General features: G+C 72.6%; 13 protein-coding genes and 1 tRNA gene. 11 read left to right on the forward strand and 3 right to left on the reverse strand.

Going from position 1 to position 17,905, the window contains the following annotated elements:
- Positions 1 to 24 precede the first annotated feature (24 nt).
- From QSJ60_RS07970 to QSJ60_RS08020, 11 genes are all read left to right on the forward strand, one after another.
- Positions 25 to 1,179 carry an ROK family transcriptional regulator gene (locus tag QSJ60_RS07970; RefSeq protein WP_230767610.1) on the forward strand — a complete coding sequence of 385 codons (1,155 nt, stop codon included), beginning with the start codon at positions 25 to 27 and terminating at the stop codon, positions 1,177 to 1,179.
- Between the two features lie 117 nt (positions 1,180 to 1,296).
- Positions 1,297 to 2,553, forward strand: coding sequence for a 6-phospho-beta-glucosidase (locus QSJ60_RS07975; protein ID WP_285463229.1), 1,257 nt, complete (start codon positions 1,297 to 1,299; stop codon positions 2,551 to 2,553).
- Entirely contained in the window at positions 2,550 to 3,575 is a 1,026-nt protein-coding gene (locus tag QSJ60_RS07980) for an N-acetylglucosamine kinase (protein WP_285463230.1), read from the forward strand. The genes QSJ60_RS07975 and QSJ60_RS07980 overlap by 4 nt, the downstream gene beginning before the upstream one ends.
- 70 nt (positions 3,576 to 3,645) lie before the next feature.
- A complete protein-coding gene (locus QSJ60_RS07985) occupies positions 3,646 to 5,130 on the forward strand; it encodes a malate:quinone oxidoreductase (protein WP_285463231.1) in 1,485 nt (494 codons plus the stop codon).
- Between the two features lie 315 nt (positions 5,131 to 5,445).
- Positions 5,446 to 7,131 (forward strand): ABC-F family ATP-binding cassette domain-containing protein, encoded by a 1,686-nt coding sequence (locus QSJ60_RS07990; protein WP_285463232.1) that lies wholly within the window; start codon positions 5,446 to 5,448, stop codon positions 7,129 to 7,131.
- A 96-nt stretch (positions 7,132 to 7,227) separates the two neighbouring features.
- The gene (locus tag QSJ60_RS07995) at positions 7,228 to 8,382 is read left to right on the forward strand and encodes an Rv2578c family radical SAM protein (RefSeq protein ID WP_285463233.1); all 1,155 of its coding nucleotides are present in this window, start codon (positions 7,228 to 7,230) and stop codon (positions 8,380 to 8,382) included.
- 97 nt (positions 8,383 to 8,479) lie between these two features.
- Positions 8,480 to 9,850, forward strand: coding sequence for a sensor histidine kinase (locus QSJ60_RS08000; protein ID WP_285463234.1), 1,371 nt, complete (start codon positions 8,480 to 8,482; stop codon positions 9,848 to 9,850).
- The gene (locus tag QSJ60_RS08005) at positions 9,847 to 11,010 is read left to right on the forward strand and encodes a hypothetical protein (protein WP_285463235.1); all 1,164 of its coding nucleotides are present in this window, start codon (positions 9,847 to 9,849) and stop codon (positions 11,008 to 11,010) included. The genes QSJ60_RS08000 and QSJ60_RS08005 overlap by 4 nt, the downstream gene beginning before the upstream one ends.
- Positions 11,011 to 11,065: 55 nt before the next feature.
- Positions 11,066 to 11,713: a thymidine kinase gene (locus tag QSJ60_RS08010; RefSeq protein WP_285463236.1), complete on the forward strand. Its 648-nt coding sequence runs from the start codon at positions 11,066 to 11,068 to the stop codon at positions 11,711 to 11,713.
- Between the two features lie 83 nt (positions 11,714 to 11,796).
- On the forward strand, positions 11,797 to 12,648 hold the full coding sequence (locus tag QSJ60_RS08015) for a universal stress protein (RefSeq protein WP_285463237.1): 852 nt from the start codon (positions 11,797 to 11,799) through the stop codon (positions 12,646 to 12,648).
- 82 nt (positions 12,649 to 12,730) lie between these two features.
- Positions 12,731 to 14,053, forward strand: coding sequence for a UDP-glucose dehydrogenase family protein (locus QSJ60_RS08020; protein WP_285463238.1), 1,323 nt, complete (start codon positions 12,731 to 12,733; stop codon positions 14,051 to 14,053).
- 55 nt (positions 14,054 to 14,108) lie between these two features.
- Here the strand turns inward: QSJ60_RS08020 and QSJ60_RS08025 are convergent.
- The 3 genes from QSJ60_RS08025 to QSJ60_RS08035 all read right to left on the reverse strand — a co-directional run bounded on the left by QSJ60_RS08025 (position 14,109) and on the right by QSJ60_RS08035 (position 17,851).
- Positions 14,109 to 14,185: transfer RNA gene (locus QSJ60_RS08025), tRNA-Pro, on the reverse strand.
- Positions 14,186 to 14,285: 100 nt separating this feature from the next.
- Positions 14,286 to 15,260: a metallophosphoesterase gene (locus QSJ60_RS08030; protein WP_285463239.1), complete on the reverse strand. Its 975-nt coding sequence runs from the start codon at positions 15,258 to 15,260 to the stop codon at positions 14,286 to 14,288.
- Positions 15,257 to 17,851, reverse strand: coding sequence for a transglycosylase domain-containing protein (locus QSJ60_RS08035; RefSeq protein ID WP_230767632.1), 2,595 nt, complete (start codon positions 17,849 to 17,851; stop codon positions 15,257 to 15,259). Before QSJ60_RS08035 ends, QSJ60_RS08030 begins: the two co-directional genes overlap by 4 nt.
- Positions 17,852 to 17,905: the final 54 nt, after the last annotated feature.

Here is a 17,905-nt window from a genome sequence, read left to right on the forward strand (position 1 = left end):
GCGACACCAGGGGAGGAGGTGGAGATGAGCGCGATCGATCCCGGCACGCCGGCGTGGCTCGCGGCGCGCAACGACCGCACCGCCTTCCGGCTGCTGCTCGAGCACGGGCCGCTCACCCGCTCACGGCTCGGCGCCCTCTCCGGCCTCTCCAAGCCCACCGCGACGCAGATGCTGCAGCGCCTCGAGCGGGTCGGGCTCATCCACCCCGTCGGCGAGGTCTCCGGCGGCCGCGGCCCGAACGCCGTGAGCTACGGGGTGCGGGTCGACCGCATCACCGGCGTCGCGATCTCGGTGCTCGCGCACTCGATCCAGGCGGTCGTCGTCGACGCGCTCGGCGGCGAGCACCCGGTCGCCGAGATCGTCCCGCCGGGATCCCGCTCACCGGAGGGCGACGTGCAGGCGGCCATCGAGGCGGCGTGCGCGGCAGCCGGGGCCGATCCGGCCTGCGTCAGCCGCGTCGTCATCGGCGTGCAGGCGGCGTTCTTCGGCGAGGAGGACGAACTCTCCCTCACCGACACCCTCCCCGGTTGGCCCGCGGTCGGCTCGGAGGCGCGGATCACCCGCGAGCTCGGCATCGACGTCACCCTCGGCAACGACGTGAACCTCGCGGCGATGGCCGAGCGGGCGGCGGGCGTCGCCCAGGACGCCTCGAGCTTCGCGCTGTTCTGGATCGGCGACGGCCTCGGCGTCGGCATCGACCTCGGCGGTGCGGTCCACCGCGGCGCCTCGGGCGGCGCGGGCGAGATCGGCTACCTGCCGGTACCGAAGACGGCAGCGGCCTTCGCCCCGGAGGCGAACGACTTCACCGACCTCCTCGGAGGGCCGGCGGTCGTGCAACTGCTCGGCGGTGCGCCGAGCGAGCCGCTCGCCTCGGCGCTGGAGCGGCTCGACGGCGACCCGGCCCTGCTCGAGGCGCTCGCCGAGCGCATCGCGATGGCCGCGCACCCGGTGCTCGCCCTGCTCGATCCGGCGATGCTCGTGCTCGGCGGGCCGAGCGGCAGCGCGGGCGGCGACGCCCTCGCCGAGCTCGTCGCCGAGCGCATCGACCGGGCGGCGCACCCGAAGCTCGTCGTGCGATCGAGCGGCACCGGCCCGCAGCCCGTGCTGCTCGGCGCCAGGCAGCAGCTCGTGCAGCAGATCCGCGACCGCCTCGAAGCGGACATCCTGCCGCTCGCCTGACCGGCGACCGCCTCCCGCCCACGCCGACGGACGATCCGGATCGTCCGCGTCGCGGCATCCTCACCCCACTCACCCTCCCCGGCCGGGGCGTCCCCGCCGTGCTCGAGAGAAGGACCCATGAAACTCACCATCGTCGGCGGCGGCTCCACCTACACGCCCGAGCTCATCGACGGCTTCGCGCGACTGCGCGAGCAGCTGCCGCTCACCGAGATCCACCTCGTCGACCCCGACGAGGACCGCCTCCGGCTCGTCGCCGGAGTGTCTGCGCGGATGCTCGCACGGGCGGGTCACCCCGCCCGCGTCGTCGGCACCACCGACCTCGTCGCGGGCGTCTCCGATGCCGACGCCGTGCTCGTGCAGCTCCGCGTCGGCGGGCAGGACGCCCGGCAGGCCGACGAGACCTGGCCGCACGAGGCGGGCTGCATCGGCCAGGAGACCACGGGGCCGGGCGGCCTCGCGAAGGCGCTCCGCACCGTCCCCGTGGTGCTGCGGATCGCCGAGGCGGTGCGCCGGCACGCGAAGCCCGACGCGTGGATCGTCGACTTCACGAACCCCGTCGGCATCGTCACCCGCGCCCTCCTCGCGGAGGGGCACCGCGCGGTCGGGCTCTGCAACGTCGCGATCGGCTTCCAGCGCCGCTTCGCGCGCCTCCTCGACGTCGGGCACGACGAGGTCCGGCTCGGGCACGTCGGCCTCAACCATCTGACCTGGGAGCGCAGCGTCACGATCGACGGTCGCGACCGCCTGCCGGAGCTCATCGGCGACCGGCTCGGCGAGCTCGCCGACGAGGTGCACCTCGCGCCCGCGCTCGTCTCGCAGCTCGGCGCGCTGCCCTCGTACTACCTGCGCTACTACTACGCCCACGACGAGGTGCTCGCGGAGCAGCTCGCCGAGCCGACGCGCGCCGAGGCGGTCCGCGCGATCGAGCACGAGCTCCTGGAGCTCTACGCCGACCCGCACGTCGACACGAAGCCGGACGCGCTCGAGGGCCGCGGCGGCGCGTTCTACTCGGAGGCCGCGATCGAACTGCTCGCGGCGATGCAGGGCGGCGACGTCGTGCCGCGGGTGGTGAACCTGCGCAACGACGGGGTGCTGCCGTTCCTCCCCGACGACCACGTGATCGAGGTGCCCGCGCGCTACGTCGACGGACGTTTCGTCCCGGAGCCGGTCGCGCCGCTGCCGGAGGACTTCGCCGGGCTCGTCGCCGCGGTCGCCGGGTACGAGCGGCTCGCGCTCGACGCGGCCGTGCACGGCGGGCGCGACCGGGTGCTGCGCGCGATGCGGGCGCATCCGCTCGTGCTGCAGCACGAGCGGGCCGAGCGGCTCACCGAGCTCCTGCTCGCCGAGAACGCGCGCTTCCTGGAGTGGGCGTGACCGGCGCGCGGCCGGGGCACACCGCGATCCCGCCGGAACCCGCGTCCACCGACGGCACCGCGGCGCCCGCGGTCGTCGTCGCGGTCGACGGCGGCGGCTCGAAGACCGATGCCGTCGCCCTCTCGCTCGACGGCCGGGTCGTCGCCCGCCGTCGCGGCGGGGGGTCGAGCCCGCACTTCGACGGCCTCGCCAGCTCGGTCGAGACGATCGACGCCCTCATCGGCGAGGTGTCCGCAGGCGCGCCGGTCGCGCAGGCGAACCTGTACCTGTCGGGGCTCGACCTCGACCGCGAGCTCGACGAGTTCCGCGCCGAGCTCGCCGGGCGCCGGTGGGCGGGCCCCTCGACAGTCGTGGCGAACGACCTCTTCGCGCTGCTCCGCGCAGGCACCGACGAGCCCGACGCGGTCGTCGTCGTGTGCGGCACAGGGGTGAACGCGGCCGGGGTGCGCGCCGACGGGCGGGTCGCGCGGTTCCCGTCGTTGGGGTCGATCTCCGGCGACTGGGGCGGCGGATCTGGACTCGGTGCCGAGGCGCTGTGGCACGCCGCCCGCGACGCCGACGGGCGGGGCCCCGCGACCTGGCTCACCGGCGCGATCCTCGAACTGCTGCAGCTCGGCTCGGTGCAGGAGCTCATCGAGCAGCTGCACTTCGGCCAGCGTCAGGAGAGCTCGCTCGCCGTGCTCGCGCCGCTCGTCTTCGAGGCGGCCCGCCGGGGTGACGCGGTCGGCGCGTCGCTCGTCGCCCGGCAGGCCGAGGAGATCGTCGCGTTCGCCCGGGCGTGCCTCGTGCGCCTCGAGCTCCTCGACCGGCCGGTGCCGATCGTGCTCGGCGGCGGCATCCTCGCGGCCCGCGACCCGCTGCTGCTCGAGCCGATCGAGCGCGGCCTCGCCGGGATCGCCCCGCTGGCGACGCTCGCGATCGTCGAGCAGCCGCCGATCGTGGGCGCCGCGCTGCTCGCACTCGCGAGCGCCGGGGCGGGGGAGGAGGCGCTCGCGCGGGCGCGGACGGCGCTGGCGGGATGACCCGGCTGGACACCGCGTATAGCCGACGCCTGGACGATGGTCAAGGAGGCCTGCTGAGCGGTCATAGACTGTGGGCGTGACTTCAGAGGAAACCGTCGACGTCGTGCTGATCGGCGGGGGCATCATGAGCGCGACGCTCGGCTCCCTCATCTCCCGGCTCCAGCCGGACTGGAGCATCCGCGTGTACGAACGCCTCGGCGAGGTCGCGCAGGAGTCCTCCAACGCGTGGAACAACGCGGGCACCGGCCACGCCGCGCTCTGCGAGCTGAACTACATGCCCGAGGCGGCCGACGGCACGGTCACGCCCGAGAAGGCCGTCTCGATCAACGAGCAGTTCCAGATCAGCCGCCAGTACTGGGCCTACCTCGTCGAGCAGGGCGAGCTGCCCGAGCCGCACAACTTCATCAACTCGACCCCGCACATGACCTTCGTGCACGGGGCGGCGAACATCGAGTACCTGCGCAAGCGCGTCGCCGCGCTCGCCGACCAGCCGCTGTTCGCCGACCTCGAGTACACCGAGGACCTCGAGCGCATCGCCGAGTGGACCCCGCTGCTCGCGAAGAAGCGCCACCCGAAGCAGAAGGTCGCGGCGACGCGCATCGCCGCCGGCACCGACGTCGACTTCGGCGCGCTCACCCGCTACCTCTTCGACGACCTCGAGCGCCGCGGCGGCGAGGTCAACGTGAACCACCAGGTCACCCGGCTGAAGCGCCGCAAGGACGGCACCTGGCACCTGAAGCTCCGCCACCTCGTCGGCGGCACCCCGAAGACCGTCAACGCCCGCTTCGTCTTCGTCGGCGCCGGCGGCGGCGCGCTCGCGCTGCTGCAGCACTCCGGCATCCCCGAGATCAAGGGCTTCGGCGGCTTCCCGATCTCCGGGCAGTTCCTGCGCACGACCGACCCCAAGATCGTCGCGCAGCACCAGGCCAAGGTCTACGGCAAGGCCGCGGTCGGCGCTCCGCCGATGTCGGTGCCGCACCTCGACACCCGCGTCGTCGACGGTGAGACGGCCCTGCTGTTCGGCCCCTACGCGGGCTTCACGCCGAAGTTCCTGAAGACCTCGACCTGGTTCGACCTGCCGTTCTCGGTGCGGCTGCACAACCTCGGGCCGATGCTGCAGGTCGCGTTCCGCAACTTCGATCTCGTGAAGTACCTCGTCGGCGAGCTGCTCGCGAACCGCGAGAAGAAGATGCAGGCGCTGCGCGAGTTCATGCCGACCGCGAAGACGGGCGACTGGGAGCTCATCACGGCCGGCCAGCGTGTGCAGGTCATGAAGAAGGACGGCGCGAAGGGCGGCGTGCTGCAGTTCGGCACCGAGGTCATCACGGGCGCCGACGGCACGATCGCCGGCCTGCTCGGCGCCTCGCCCGGCGCCTCGACCGCCGCGCCGATCATGCTCGAGCTGCTCGGACGCTGCTTCCCCGAGCGCATGGCCGAGTGGGAGCCGAAGATCCGCGAGATGGTGCCGAGCTACGGCACCCGGCTGTCCGACGACCCCGAGCTCGCGGCAGCCAGCCTCGCGGCGACGGCGAAGGCGCTGCACCTCAGCGCCTGAGCGCCGCCGCGCCTGCCGCTCCGACGGCGCCTTGCGCCGTGCGGGTCGAGCCTGCTAGCCTCGACCCGCAATGATCTGAGCACATCCCTTCGTCCCGCGCCTGAGGCGCCGTCGACATCGGGTGTGCTCTTTTCGTTGATCGCGACAGCGTTTCGCGCACCCCCACTGTCTCGGCAGATGCCCGGCGGGAGTCATCCCTTCGTCCCGGGGTCGCCCTGTCCGCGACCGTCGATCTCCGCACCGCGCCGACGCGCGTGCGGTCTCGGCGCCGCGCCAGCGGCGGCCCCGGGGCATCCTCGCGAACGGGGGTCACCCTTGACCGTCCACCACTCCACCAACTCCTATCTCCGCGCCGAGCGACTCTCGGCCGGCTACGCGGATCGCGACGTCCTGCGCGATCTCGACTTCACCGTCTCTCCCGGGCAGCGGCTCGGCCTCATCGGCGAGAACGGCGTCGGCAAGTCCACGCTGCTGCGGGTGCTCGCGGGCGAGGCGCCCGCGCAGCTGCAGGCCGACGGCCGGCTCACCCGTCCGGCCCGGATCGGGCTGCTCCTGCAGGAGCTGCCCTTCGCCGACGACGAGCGCATCGACGACGTCATCGAGGCGCGCATCGCCGAGGTGCGCAGCATCGAGCGCGAGCTGGATGCCGCGGCCGCCGCGCTCGTCGAGGCGTCGCCGGCGGCCGAGACCCGCTACGCCGCCGCACTCGACGCGGCGGAGCGCGCCGAGGTCTGGTCGGTCGAGGCCCGGCGTGACGAGCTCCTCGACGGGCTCGGCGTCTCCGGCATCGGTCTCGACCGCCGCATCGGCGAGATGTCGGGCGGGCAGCGCAGCCGCTTCGCCCTCGCGGCGCTGCTGCTCGGCGCGCCCGACGCGCTGCTGCTCGACGAGCCGACGAACCACCTCGACGACGCCGCGGCCGAGTTCCTGGAGGCGCGCCTGCGCGCCTGGCGGGGGCCGGTCGTCTTCGCCAGCCACGACCGGGAGTTCCTCGACCGGGTCGCGACGGGCCTGCTCGACCTCGACCCCGCCCAGTCCGCCGCCGGCGTGCCGCTCGACGCCTCGGGCGGCACGGTCTTCGGCGGCTCGTTCAGCGAGTACCTCGAGGCCAAAGCCGACGCGCGCGCGCGTTGGCAGCGGCAGTACGAGGCGGAACAGGGCGAGCTGCGGGCGCTCCGCGAGGCCGTGCGCGAGACCGCGCGGAACGTGTCGCACCGGCGGGGCCCCACCGACAACGACAAGTTCATCACCAAGTTCAAGCAGGGGCGCACCGATCAGGCGATCGCACGTCGGGTGCACAACGCGGAGCTCCGGCTCGAGACGCTCGAGCGGGAGCAGCTGCGCAAGCCGCCGGCCGCGCTGGAGTTCGCCGGGATCCCGACGGGGGCGCAGGCGCTCGGCGAGGAGGGGGGTCCGCTCATCCAGCTCGACGGGGCGACGGTCGGCGAGCGGCTGCGGCTCGGGACGTTCCGGGTCGAGGCGCTCGACCGCGTGCTCATCACCGGCGCGAACGGCGCGGGCAAGTCGACCCTGCTGGGACTCCTGGCGGGTCGCATCGCGCCGGACGACGGCACGGTCCGTCGCCGTCGCGGACTGCGCGTGGGCCTGCTCGAGCAGGACGTCCGATTCGAGGACCCGGATGCCTCGCCGCGGGCCCTCTACGAGCGCGTGCTCGGCGAGCAGCGGGCGGCCCTCGTGCCGCTGTCGAGCCTCGGCCTCATGCTCAGACGGGATCTCGACCGTCCGCTCGGCGGACTGTCCGTCGGGCAGCAGCGCCGGCTCGCGCTCGCCCTCGTGATCGCGAAGCCGCCGCACGTGTTCCTGCTCGACGAGCCGACCAACCACCTCTCGCTCGCGCTCGCCACGGAGCTCGAGGCGGCGCTCGGCGGGTATCCCGGAGCCGTGCTCATCGCGAGTCACGATCGCTGGATGCGCCGGCGCTGGACGGGGGAGGAGCTGCGGCTCGCCGCCGGCCGGCCGCTCGACCGCGCCGCCGCCTGATCGCACCCAACTCAGGGTTGCCCGACGTTCATGAAAGTCGGGCAACCCTGGGCTTGTGGGGTTGCGGATGTCTCGAAGATATGTTCGAATATGGGCATGCGGTGGAGCGGGCAGGAACTCGAGGTCGAGCAGGGCTCGACCTTGCCGGGGCTCGCCAAGCTGAGCAGCCTCGTGCGATCGGTGCAGACGCCCGACTTCGCGGGGGTGACCTTCCACGAGGTGCTCGCGAAGTCCGCGTTGAACAAGGTGCCCGGGTCGTCGTCGATGCCGTTCGGGTGGACGATCAATCCGTACCGCGGCTGCTCGCACGCCTGCGTGTACTGCTTCGCGAGGCCCACGCACACCTATCTCGACCTCGACGCCGGCGACGACTTCGACCGGCAGATCGTCGTCAAGGTGAACGTCGCCGAGGTGCTGCGCAAAGAGCTGGCGCGGCCCTCCTGGCGGCACGAGCCGGTCGCCCTCGGCACGAACACCGATCCCTACCAGCGCGCCGAGGGGCGCTACGAGCTCATGCCGGGCATCATCGAGGCGCTCGCCGACAGCGGCACCCCCATCAGCGTGCTGACGAAGGGCACACTGCTCCGCCGCGACCTGCCGCTGCTCGCCCGCGCCGCAGAACGGGTCCCCGTCGACCTCGCGATGTCGATCGCCGTGTACGACCATGAGCTGCAGCAGGCCGTCGAACCCGGCACGCCCAGCACGAAGGCCAGGCTGGCCACGGTCACGGCGATCCGCGAGGCGGGCTTCGACTGCACCGTGTTCCTCATGCCGATCCTGCCCGACCTCACCGACACCCGGGCCCACCTCGACGAGGCGCTGCGGCAGATCAAGGCGGCCGGGGCCACCTCGGTGCTGCACGGGGCGCTGCACCTCCGGCCCGGGGTCAAGCCGTGGTTCATGCAGTGGCTCGAGGTGCACCATCCCGAACTCGTGCCGAAGTACCGCTCGATGTACTACGGCACGAACAGCTACGCGCCGAAGGCGTACCGGCAGTGGCTCGGGGCGCGCATCAGGCCGATGATCCGCGCGCACGGATTGCGCTACGGCAGCGAAGACCCAGTCACCGGGGGTGTCCGGTCCTCCGCGCTCTCGCCGGCAGGAGCGGCGCGGGCGGCGGGCGCCGGCACATGGCCGACCGGGTTCGGCAGACCCGCGGGATCGCGGCTCGCCGGATCGAGACTCGTCGGCACCCGTTCGGCGGGAGGCCCGGCAGACCTCGCTGGCCCCGGCGGCGACACGCTGTTCTGAGCCGCCGATCCGCAGCGCTGCGCCGGCGCGCTGCGGTACTCTCGCTGCAGCCCGTCGGTTTTCCCTGCGCTCGACGGTGCGTTCGGGAGGTGCGGCGATGACCCATGGGCTGCCGGCACCGTTGACGCGCGCGGCCGAGCATCGGGCGCTCACCAACGCGGGCCACGCCGCCGCCTTCGTCTGCCTGTCCGTCGGGATCGCCATCGGCATCCTCGCCGGCCTGTACCTGGACTCGGTGAACGGGTGGATCGGCGCCGGCCTCGTCGCGGCGCAGGCGGCCGCCCTCGCCGTGCACGCGGTGCGGCCGAACCTCGTCACCGGGCTCGTCGCGCTCGCGGCCGGTGCCGCCGTGGTGTTCCTGCTCGTCCCGATGCTGAGCGGCGCCGGTACGTTCGCCACGACGAACAACAGCATCTCCGCGTTGCCGCGGGTCGCCCTCGTCCTGATCGGCGGAGCCGGTGGCGGCACCTGGTCGGCGATCGGCTGGGCCGGTGCGGGCTGGCTCCTCGGCGAGCTGGCCACGGTCGTCGCTGCGGCGATGGCCGGCACGATCTGGGTGCCGAACCTCGCCGCCGCGTTCGCGCTCGCGATCGTCGTGCTCGTGCGCGGATTCGACGGTCTGAACCGACGGTACAACGGTCGGGCGCGGCCCGAGCCGACGTCGGGCGGGGAGCCTCCGGCCACCGTGATGCGACGGGAGTTCGCGCTGCGCGCCTCCGTCCGCCTGAACGAGCTCGCCCTGGAGCACCTCACCAAGGTCGCCGCCGCCGGGTCGGGGCCCATCGACGACCGCCTGCGCCAGGAGATCGACCGCGAGCTGAGCCTCGCGATCGGCCCGGACTGGGCGGCCTCGATCGCCGAACGGGGCGGTGCGCTGGCGGCCATGTCCACCGGGACCGCCGGTGCCCTCGCCTCCGAACGCACGGCCGGGCAGACGGGCGATTCGGTGCTCGACGACGCCCCGGCCGACGGGCAGCCGGGGGCGCAGTCCCCGAACCGAGCCGGCTCCGAGGTCGAGCGCCGGGGCGGCGAGCGCTCCGCGACCCCGGCCGATGAGGAGCGAGCGGAGCTCGGGCCGTTCGCGCAGGTGCTGCCGACGGCGCACGAGGCAGCGAGCAACGGTGGCCTGACCGTGCGGGTGAGCGGCGAGCTGGCGCAGCTCGCCATGCTCGCACCCGCGCGATTGGACGCCCTCGACGCCGCGGTCGCGCAGTGCCTCGTCAACGTCGTCCGCCACGCCGGCGTCTCCTCGGCGGAGGTCATGATCGGCGGCGGCAGCGACGAGCTCACCGTGGCCGTCATCGACGCGGGGGTCGGCTTCGACGAGTCGCGCGTGCCCGCCGATCGCATCGGGCTGCGCATCTCGATCCGCGCCCGGGTCGAGCACGAGGGCGGAACCGTGCGGCTCTGGTCGAAACCCGGCGTCGGGACCACCATCGTGCTCACCATGCCGAGGAGCGCGCGATGAGCGGACGGTTCAGCCTCACCCACCAGGAGGCCGACCCGATCGGCGGTGGCACCGCGGCCCCCCTCGTCGCGGTCGGCGCGGGCACGGCGGTCGTGATCTCGATCGTGTCGACGTTCGCACATCGGGAGGAGATCGTCTCGCCCTTCGCTGCGGCGCTCGGCATCCTGCTGCTCATCGCCGCGGCGGTGGCGCTGGTGACCGGTATCCTACCCTCGCGGGGCGGCTTCGCCAGCGAACGGGTGTGGCTCGTCGTGACGATCGCCACGGCGGCCGCCGTCGCCGAGTACGTGAGCACCATGGGCAACGACGCCGTGCTCTACGACAACTACGGGCCGATCACCATCGGCGTCCTGCTGCTGTGCATGGCCCCGTACGCGAGTTGGGCGGCGCTGCTCATCGCCGCGGGTCTCTCCTCGGGCGTCCTCGCGATCCTCGTGGCGGGCAACGCCGCGGCCGCCGGCACCTCCCAGCCCGTCGCGTCCCTGGTCCTCGTGGGCTCGGTCGCGATCGTCGCCCTCGCGGCGGCGGGGGCCTCCTACTCGTACTCGATCGTCGGATCGATCCTGCGCTGGCAGCGGGAGGTGAACCGCGAGGCGCTCGAGCAGGAGGTCGCCGAGGACCCGGGAGCCGGCGGATCGCACCAGGGCGTCGGCGGCTCGCCGCGTGTGGCCCTCGTGGCGCGAGAGGTGCTGCCCTTCCTCGCCTCGGTGGTCGCCGCCGAGCGGCTCTCGGTCGCCGACGTCGATCGAGCCCGCGAGCTCGCCGAGGGCGTCCAAGCGGCGATGAAGGCGGGCATCGAGGCGACCTGGCTCGACGATCTCGCCGACGCGCTCCGTTCCGGCGGCGCGGGCGCGGGCGTCGAGATGCTGATCGACGATCCCAGCGGCGCGGCGGCCCGACTCTCGAGCGATCAGCGCACGGCGCTCACCGCGATCGTCTCCTGGCTCGGCGGGAGCACCCGTTCCTCGGAGGTGCGGGTGGCGGTCGTCGAGGGCGCCGGCGACGGGCGCATCGAGGTCACCGCCGTCCCGGCGCAGGGACCGCCGCGGCACCGCGACCTCGAGCGCATCGTGGCCATCGCGCGGGCGGTCGGCTTCCGCACCGAATCGATGATCTCGCGGGAGCGTACGATCGTCGAGTTGAACTATCCCGTCGGCTGAGCGCCGATCCCGAGTCGCCGGCGCCGCCGGCCCGTTCCCTCCTGGAGGCAGCCCCGTGGCCAAGCTCTACTTCCGCTACGGCGCCATGAACTCGGGCAAGTCGACCGCCCTGCTGCAGGCGGCCTTCAACTACGAGGAGCGCGGCCATCGGGTGGTGCTCGCGAAGCCGGCGGTGGACACGAAGGGCGATCGCGAGATCATCTCCCGGCTCGGCGTGACTCGCGAGGTCGACTTCACGATCTCTCCCGAGGCGGCGGTGCGCGAGGTCTTCGAGCAGCACCGGGTCCGCAGCGGCAAGGTGGATCGGGCCGGCCGCGACGTCAGCTGCCTGCTCATCGACGAGGCGCAGTTCCTCACCTCGGAGCAGGTCGACGACCTGCTCCGCATCGCGCTCCTCGACGGCATCCCGGTCCTCGCCTACGGCATCCGCACCGACTTCCAGACCGTCGCGTTCCCCGGCAGCCGACGTCTGCTGGAGGTGTCGCACAGCCTCGAGGAGCTGAAGACGATCTGCCGCTGCGGCCGGAAGGCGATCTTCAACGGCCGCAGGATCGGAGGGCGTTACGTCTTCGACGGCGACCAGGTCGCGATCGACACCTCGGCCGGCCCCGTCGACGGCGCCGAGGTCGAGGTCGAGTACGAGTCCCTCTGCGGGGTCTGCTACCTGCAGGAGTCCGGCGGTGTGCTGAACGGTCGCCACTGACCCGCTGGCCCGGCGGCACCACAGGCCGTGACGTGGGCGCCGATCCGAGGCAGGATGGAAGCACGCCGAGATCGGAGGCCGCAATGAACGACATCATCGTTGGCGTGAGCGCCGCAGGAGCCGCCACGGACGCCGCGGTCGCCTGGGCGGCGAACCGCGCGAGGGCCACCGGAGCCTCGCTCCGACTCGTGCACGTCGTCGACGAGGCGATCCCCGCCACCGGTGACGCGGAGCTGCTGCTGGCCGCGCAGACGGCCGCGCAGGGATGCCTCGACAGCGCCGCTGCGACGGTGGAGCGCGTGACGCCGGGGCTCGCCGTCACGCAGCTGCTCGAACAGGGCTCGCCCGTCGAGGTCTTCTCCAAGCTCTCGAAGGGGGCGGCGCTGCTCGTCGTCGGCAGCGACTGGCACGGCGGAAAGCGCGCCAGCCGGCGGGGCGTGCACAGCCTGCGCATCGCCGCCGGCAGCCACAGCCCGGTCGCCGTCATCCCCGACATCGACGTCTCCGCCCGGCGCGGTGTCGTGGTCGGCGTCGACGGCTCCGAGGCATCCGCTCGCGCCCTCGCCTTCGCGGCCGACGAGGCGATGCGCGCCGGCGAGCCGCTCACGGCGGTCCACTCGTGGGACGTCGCCGTCATGGTCGGCGGCGAGTACGGCTACGGCGTCGCGATGATCGCGAGCGACGATCTGCAGGCTTCGGCGGCGGAGCTGCTCGACGAGGCGCTCGCCCCGACCGAGGCGGCCCATCCTGAACTCGAGATCCGCCGGGAAGTCATCGCCGGCGATCCGGTGCAGGCGCTCGCCGACGCGGCCGACGAGGCCCGGCTCCTCGTCGTCGGCAGTCACGGCCGCGGCGCGCTCGCCCGCTTCCTGCTCGGCTCGGTGAGCCACGGGGTGCTCGCGCACCTCGAGGCCCCGACGGTGGTCGTCCGCTGAGCACGGTTCGCCATCCCGTGTTCACCGCAGGTGACGCGGGCCCGGGCGGAGCGACTGCGAGAATGGTCGCGGGAGGACCCAGATGAACGTCTCCGTGATCGGCTGCGGCTACCTCGGCGCCGTGCACGCCGCCGCGATGGCCGAGCTCGGCCACACCGTCGTCGGCATCGACATCGACGAGCGCAAGATCGCCGAGCTCTCGGCCGGGCGCCCGCCGTTCTTCGAGCCCCGTCTCGGTGAGCTGCTGAGCTCGGCGATCGCGAGCGGCCGCCTGCGCTTCAGCACCGATCCTGCGGAGGCTGCCGGCGCGGGGGTGCACTTCCTCGCGGTCGGCACGCCCCAGCAGGCGCGCTCCGACGCCGCCGACCTCCGCTACGTGGACGCCGCGTTCGACGCGCTGCTGCCGCACCTCGCGCCCGGCGCGATCGTCGTCGGCAAGAGCACGGTACCGGTCGGCACCGCGGCGGGCCTCGCCGAACGCCTCGCCCGGCGGGCGCCGCACGCGAGCCTCGCCTGGAATCCGGAGTTCCTCCGCGAGGGCTTCGCGGTGCAGGACACGCTCGAACCCGATCGCCTCGTCTACGGCGTCGCCGGCGGCGAGCACGACGAGCGCGGCCGGGCGCAGGCGGCGGTGCTCGATCAGGTGTATCGCGCCGCAGTCGAGGCCGGAACTCCGCGCATCGTGACCGACTACGCCACCGCGGAGCTCGTGAAGGTCTCGGCGAACGCCTTCCTCGCCACCAAGATCAGCTTCATCAACGCGATGAGCGAGATTGCCGACGTCACCGGGGCCGACGTCACGGCCCTCGCCGACGCCATCGGGCACGATGCGCGCATCGGCCGCCGCTTCCTGAACGCCGGGGTCGGATTCGGCGGGGGATGCCTGCCGAAGGACATCCGCGGCTTCGTGGCGCGCGCCGAGGAGCTCGGCCGGGGCGAGGCGCTCGCGTTCCTCCGCGAGGTCGATGCGGTGAACCTGCGGCAGCGGCAGCGCGTCGTCGATCTCGCGGTCGAGGCGCTCGGCGGGCAGGTGCACGAGCGCCGCATCGCGATCCTCGGCGTGACCTTCAAGCCGGACTCCGACGATGTGCGGGACTCGCCGGCGCTCGACGTCGCGGTCGCGCTCAAGGGGCTCGGCGCCGAGGTCGTGGCGACCGACCCCGAGGGCATCGCGAACGCCCGGACGCGGCATCCGCAGCTCGACTACACGAGTTCGACCGTCGAGGCGCTGCGCGGCGCGGATCTCGTGGTGCTCGTCACCGAGTGGCGCGAGTTCCGCGCCCTCGACCCGGTGACGGCCGGCGAGCTCGTCGCCGGGCGGTCGATCATCGACGGTCGCAACGTGCTCGACGCGGCGCGCTGGCGCGAGGCGGGCTGGACGTACCGGGGGATCGGGCGCCCTTAGCGCGGGAGCCCCGCAGAAACGAAGAACCCCCTCCTCGCGGAGGGGGTTCTTGCCGTGGTCGGGGTGACAGGATTTGAACCTGCGACCTCTTCGTCCCGAACGAAGCGCGCTACCAAGCTGCGCCACACCCCGGTGGCCCGAGCGTTGCCGCTGAGCCTCAACAAGGATAGCCGATATTTCGGCGCCCGCTGACCACTCCCGTCGGCGCCCGGGGAGGGAGCCGACGGTGCCGCTACGCGACCGGGGTGAGCGTCAGCAGGGTGGCCTCCGGCGGGCAGGCGAACCGAACCGGCGCGTAGATGGAGGTGCCGAGGCCGGCCGAGACGTTGAGGTAGGCCGAACGCAATCCGTGGCGCCAGACGCTGAGGCCCTTCACCTGCGCCCGCGGGATGTCGCAGTTCGTGACGAGCGCGCCGAAGCCGGGGACGCAGACCTGTCCGCCGTGCGTGTGCCCGGCAAGGATGAGTTGCGCGCCGTGGTTCACGAAGGAGTTGAGCACCCGCTGGTAGGGCGCGTGCGACACTCCGATCGTCACCGTCGGCCGGGCCGGGGCGTCGTCGGCGTCGGGCCAGCTCTCGTCGCCGAGCGGGTCGTCGGCCCGCAGTTCGTCGATCGCGGCCGTGATGACGTCGAGCCGGTCATAGCCCCGATGCGGGTCGTCGACCCCGAAGAACTCGAGCCGGGTTCCGTTGATCTCGAGCGACGCGGCGGCGTTGTCGAGGTCGGTCCAGCCGAGCTCCGCGAAGTAGGCGTGCAGCGCCCCGATGTCGAGCCGTTCGGCCTGCCGCTTGTGCCGGCTCGGACCGGTGAAATAGGCGAACGGATTCTTCGCCTGGGGGCCGAAGTAGTCGTTCGACCCGTTCACGAACACCCCGGGGACACCAGCGAACGGCGCGAAGGCCGCGCGGATTCCGGCGAGGCCGTCGCGGTGGCCCAGGTTGTCGCCCGTGTCGACGATGAGGTCGGGCTGCAGCCGGGCGAGCTCGCGCACCCAGGCCTGCTTGTCGCGCTGCCACGGGGCCATGTGCAGATCGCTGAGGTGCAGCACCCGGATGGGGTCCGAGCCGGCCGGGAGCACGGGGACCGACGCCGTGCGCAGCGTGTAGTTCCTGCGTTCGACGAGCGAGCCGTAGGCGAATGCGGCCGCGCCCGCCGCGCCGACCGCGAGTGCGATCCGCGCGACGGGCGCGAGGCGGGTGGTGCTCAACCGTCGCCTTCGCCGTTTTCGGGCGGCGTGCTCGGCTGACCGCCGTTCGACATGGTCACGCTGACGTTGCCGCCCTTGCCCACGACGGTCCCCGCAGCAGGGTTCTGGCCGGTGACGACGCTGTTGCCGCCGCCGCCGCTGGCCTGGAACTTCAGCCCCGCGGCCTCGACCGCGGCCTTCGCCTGGTCTCGCGTCATGCCGGTGAGGTCGGGCACCTTGACGCCCTGGCCGTTGCTGGTCGCGACGTTCACCGTCGTCCCCTTGCCCGCGAGGCCGCTCGGGTCCTGCGTGGCGACGGTTCCAGCGGGGAGGTCGGAGTCGATGTCACCGCTGTGGGCGAAGCCGAAGCCGGCGTCCTCGAGGGCCTTCTGCGCAGCCTCGAGCGAGAGGCCCACGACGTTGGGCACCTCGCTCTGGATGGAGCGCAGGGCGCCGTCGGGGGCGTCCGGGAAGTCGTCGCCGCCGTACTTCGCATTCGCGACGGACATCACCCTGGGCCAGATCTGGTGCCGGATCTGGGCGACCTGGCCGGCGTCGAAGTACTCGTTGCGGAGGTTGGTGTGCCCGCTCGCGTTGAAGACGCCGGCGACGGTCGCGACCTTCGTCGAGGTGCCGCTCATCCACGTGGCCTCGTTGTTGTCGCTCGTGCCCGTCTTGCCGGCCATGGGAACCCACGGCTCCGTCCGGCCGTTCGAGGCGGTCGCGGTGCCCTGGCTCATCACGCGCTGCATGGCGTAGGCCATGCCGGCGGTGACGTTCGGGTCGACGCGCTGGCTGCAGTTCGCCGACGGCGGGGCGACCTCTTCACCCTTGCCGTTGATGATCTTGTCGATGGCGATCGGGTCGCACACCATGCCGTTGCCGCCGACACCGGCGAAGGCCGCGGCCATCGTCACCGGGGCGATCTCGTTCGTGCCGAGGATCGTCGCCGGGCTCTGCCCGAGCGGCTCGCCGTCGGCGCGGTGGACGCCGAACGCCTCCGCCGTCTTGCGGATGCCGCAGAGGTCGAGTTCCTTGGCCATGCCGACGAAGCCCGTGTTCGTGGAGTTGATGGTCGACTGCAGCGCGGTCATGCTGCCGCCGTTGCCGCCCTCGTCGTTCTTGGGGTTCCAGCTGGGGTCGCTCTGCGGCCCGTTGCAGCTGTCCTGGAACGTGCCCCAGTTCGACTTGCGCCGGCCGTCGACGCTCTCGTTCAGCGAGTGCCCCTCGGCGAGCCACTCGCCGACCGTGAAGATCTTGTACGTCGAGCCGGGCTGGAAGCCGGACGAGCCGCCGTAGTCGTAGTCGGTGTTGTAGTTGACCGCCGAGGCCGTGCCGCCGCTCGCGGCGATCACGTCGGGGTCGGGGGAGTAGTCCTTGTTCTGCGCCATGGCGAGCACCCGCCCGGTGCCGACCTGCACGGACACGGAGACCGCGCCGACGTCGAAGGACGAGGTGAAGGGCACCAGCTCGCGGATCGCGCCGTCGGCGGCCGCCTGCAGGTCGAGGTCGAGCGTGGTGTAGACCTGGAGGCCGCCCTGCTCGAGCATCTGCGCGCCCTCGTTGACGTCCTCGGTGGCCGGGTCGTCGTACGAGTTGATGATGATGTTCTTCACGTAGTCGCAGAAGAAGCCCGAGCCGCTGGGCGCCGACTGGCAGCCCGTGCTCGACGGCGTGATCACGGGGGTCACCGGCGTGGCGATCGCCGCGTCGTGATCCTCCTGGGTGATCTTCTTGTACTCGAGCATGCGGTCGAGGATGTAGTCGCGGCGCTCCTTGTTGGCCGCGTACGGCTCGGGTTCGCCCTGCGCGTTCACCGTGGCCGCGCCGTTGTCCTCGTCGTCCGGCTGGTCGAGCCGGAACTTCTCGGGGTTGTTGGTCATCGCGATGAGGCTGGCTGCCTCGGCCAGGCTGACGTCGGCCGCGGACTTGCCGAAGTAGTACTTCGCCGCCGACTCGACGCCGTAGACGCGGCCGCCGAACGCCGCGATGTTCAGGTAGCCGCGGAGGATCTCGTCCTTCGGGTACTTCTTCTCGATCGAGATCGCGTAGCGGATCTCCTTGAGCTTGCGGTCGGGAGTGGTCTTCGTGGCCTCCTCGATCGCGGCCTCGCGCTCCTCCTCGTTGGGGTGCTCGCGCACGGCGTTGTTCACCAGCACGTTCTTCACGTACTGCTGGGTGATCGAGGACCCGCCCTGCGTCGCGCCGCCGATGACGTACTCGTTGAGCGCCGCGCGCAGCGTGCCCTGCACGTCGACACCGCCGTGCTCGTAGAAGCGCGGGTCCTCACCGGCGACCGCGGCGTCCTTCAGGTACTGGCTCATCGCCTCCCACGGCACCTCCTCGCGGTCCTGGTCGTAGAACGACGCGAGGTGCACGGGGGAACCGTCGGCGGCCGTGGCGTAGATGTCGGACTTCTGGGCCAGATCGCCGATCTCGAGGTAGCCGGGGAGGCTCTCGAACATGGTGATGCTGTTGTTGGCGGCCATGCCGGTCACGGCGAGCGCCGGCGTCACGGCGGCCGTGACGAGCACACCGGCGAGCGCGCTCAGGCCGACGAGGCCCAGGAGGCCTCCGGCGGCGCCGCTCGCCGTACGATTTTTGGCAGACATATAGTGGAGCCTAACGGAGAAGGCTGGCAAAACCCCGCTACGCGGCTGCGCCGG

It is taken from the genome of Agromyces sp. NBRC 114283, from assembly GCF_030268405.1.
In the GTDB taxonomy this organism is placed as follows: Bacteria; Actinomycetota; Actinomycetes; order Actinomycetales; family Microbacteriaceae; genus Agromyces; species Agromyces mediolanus.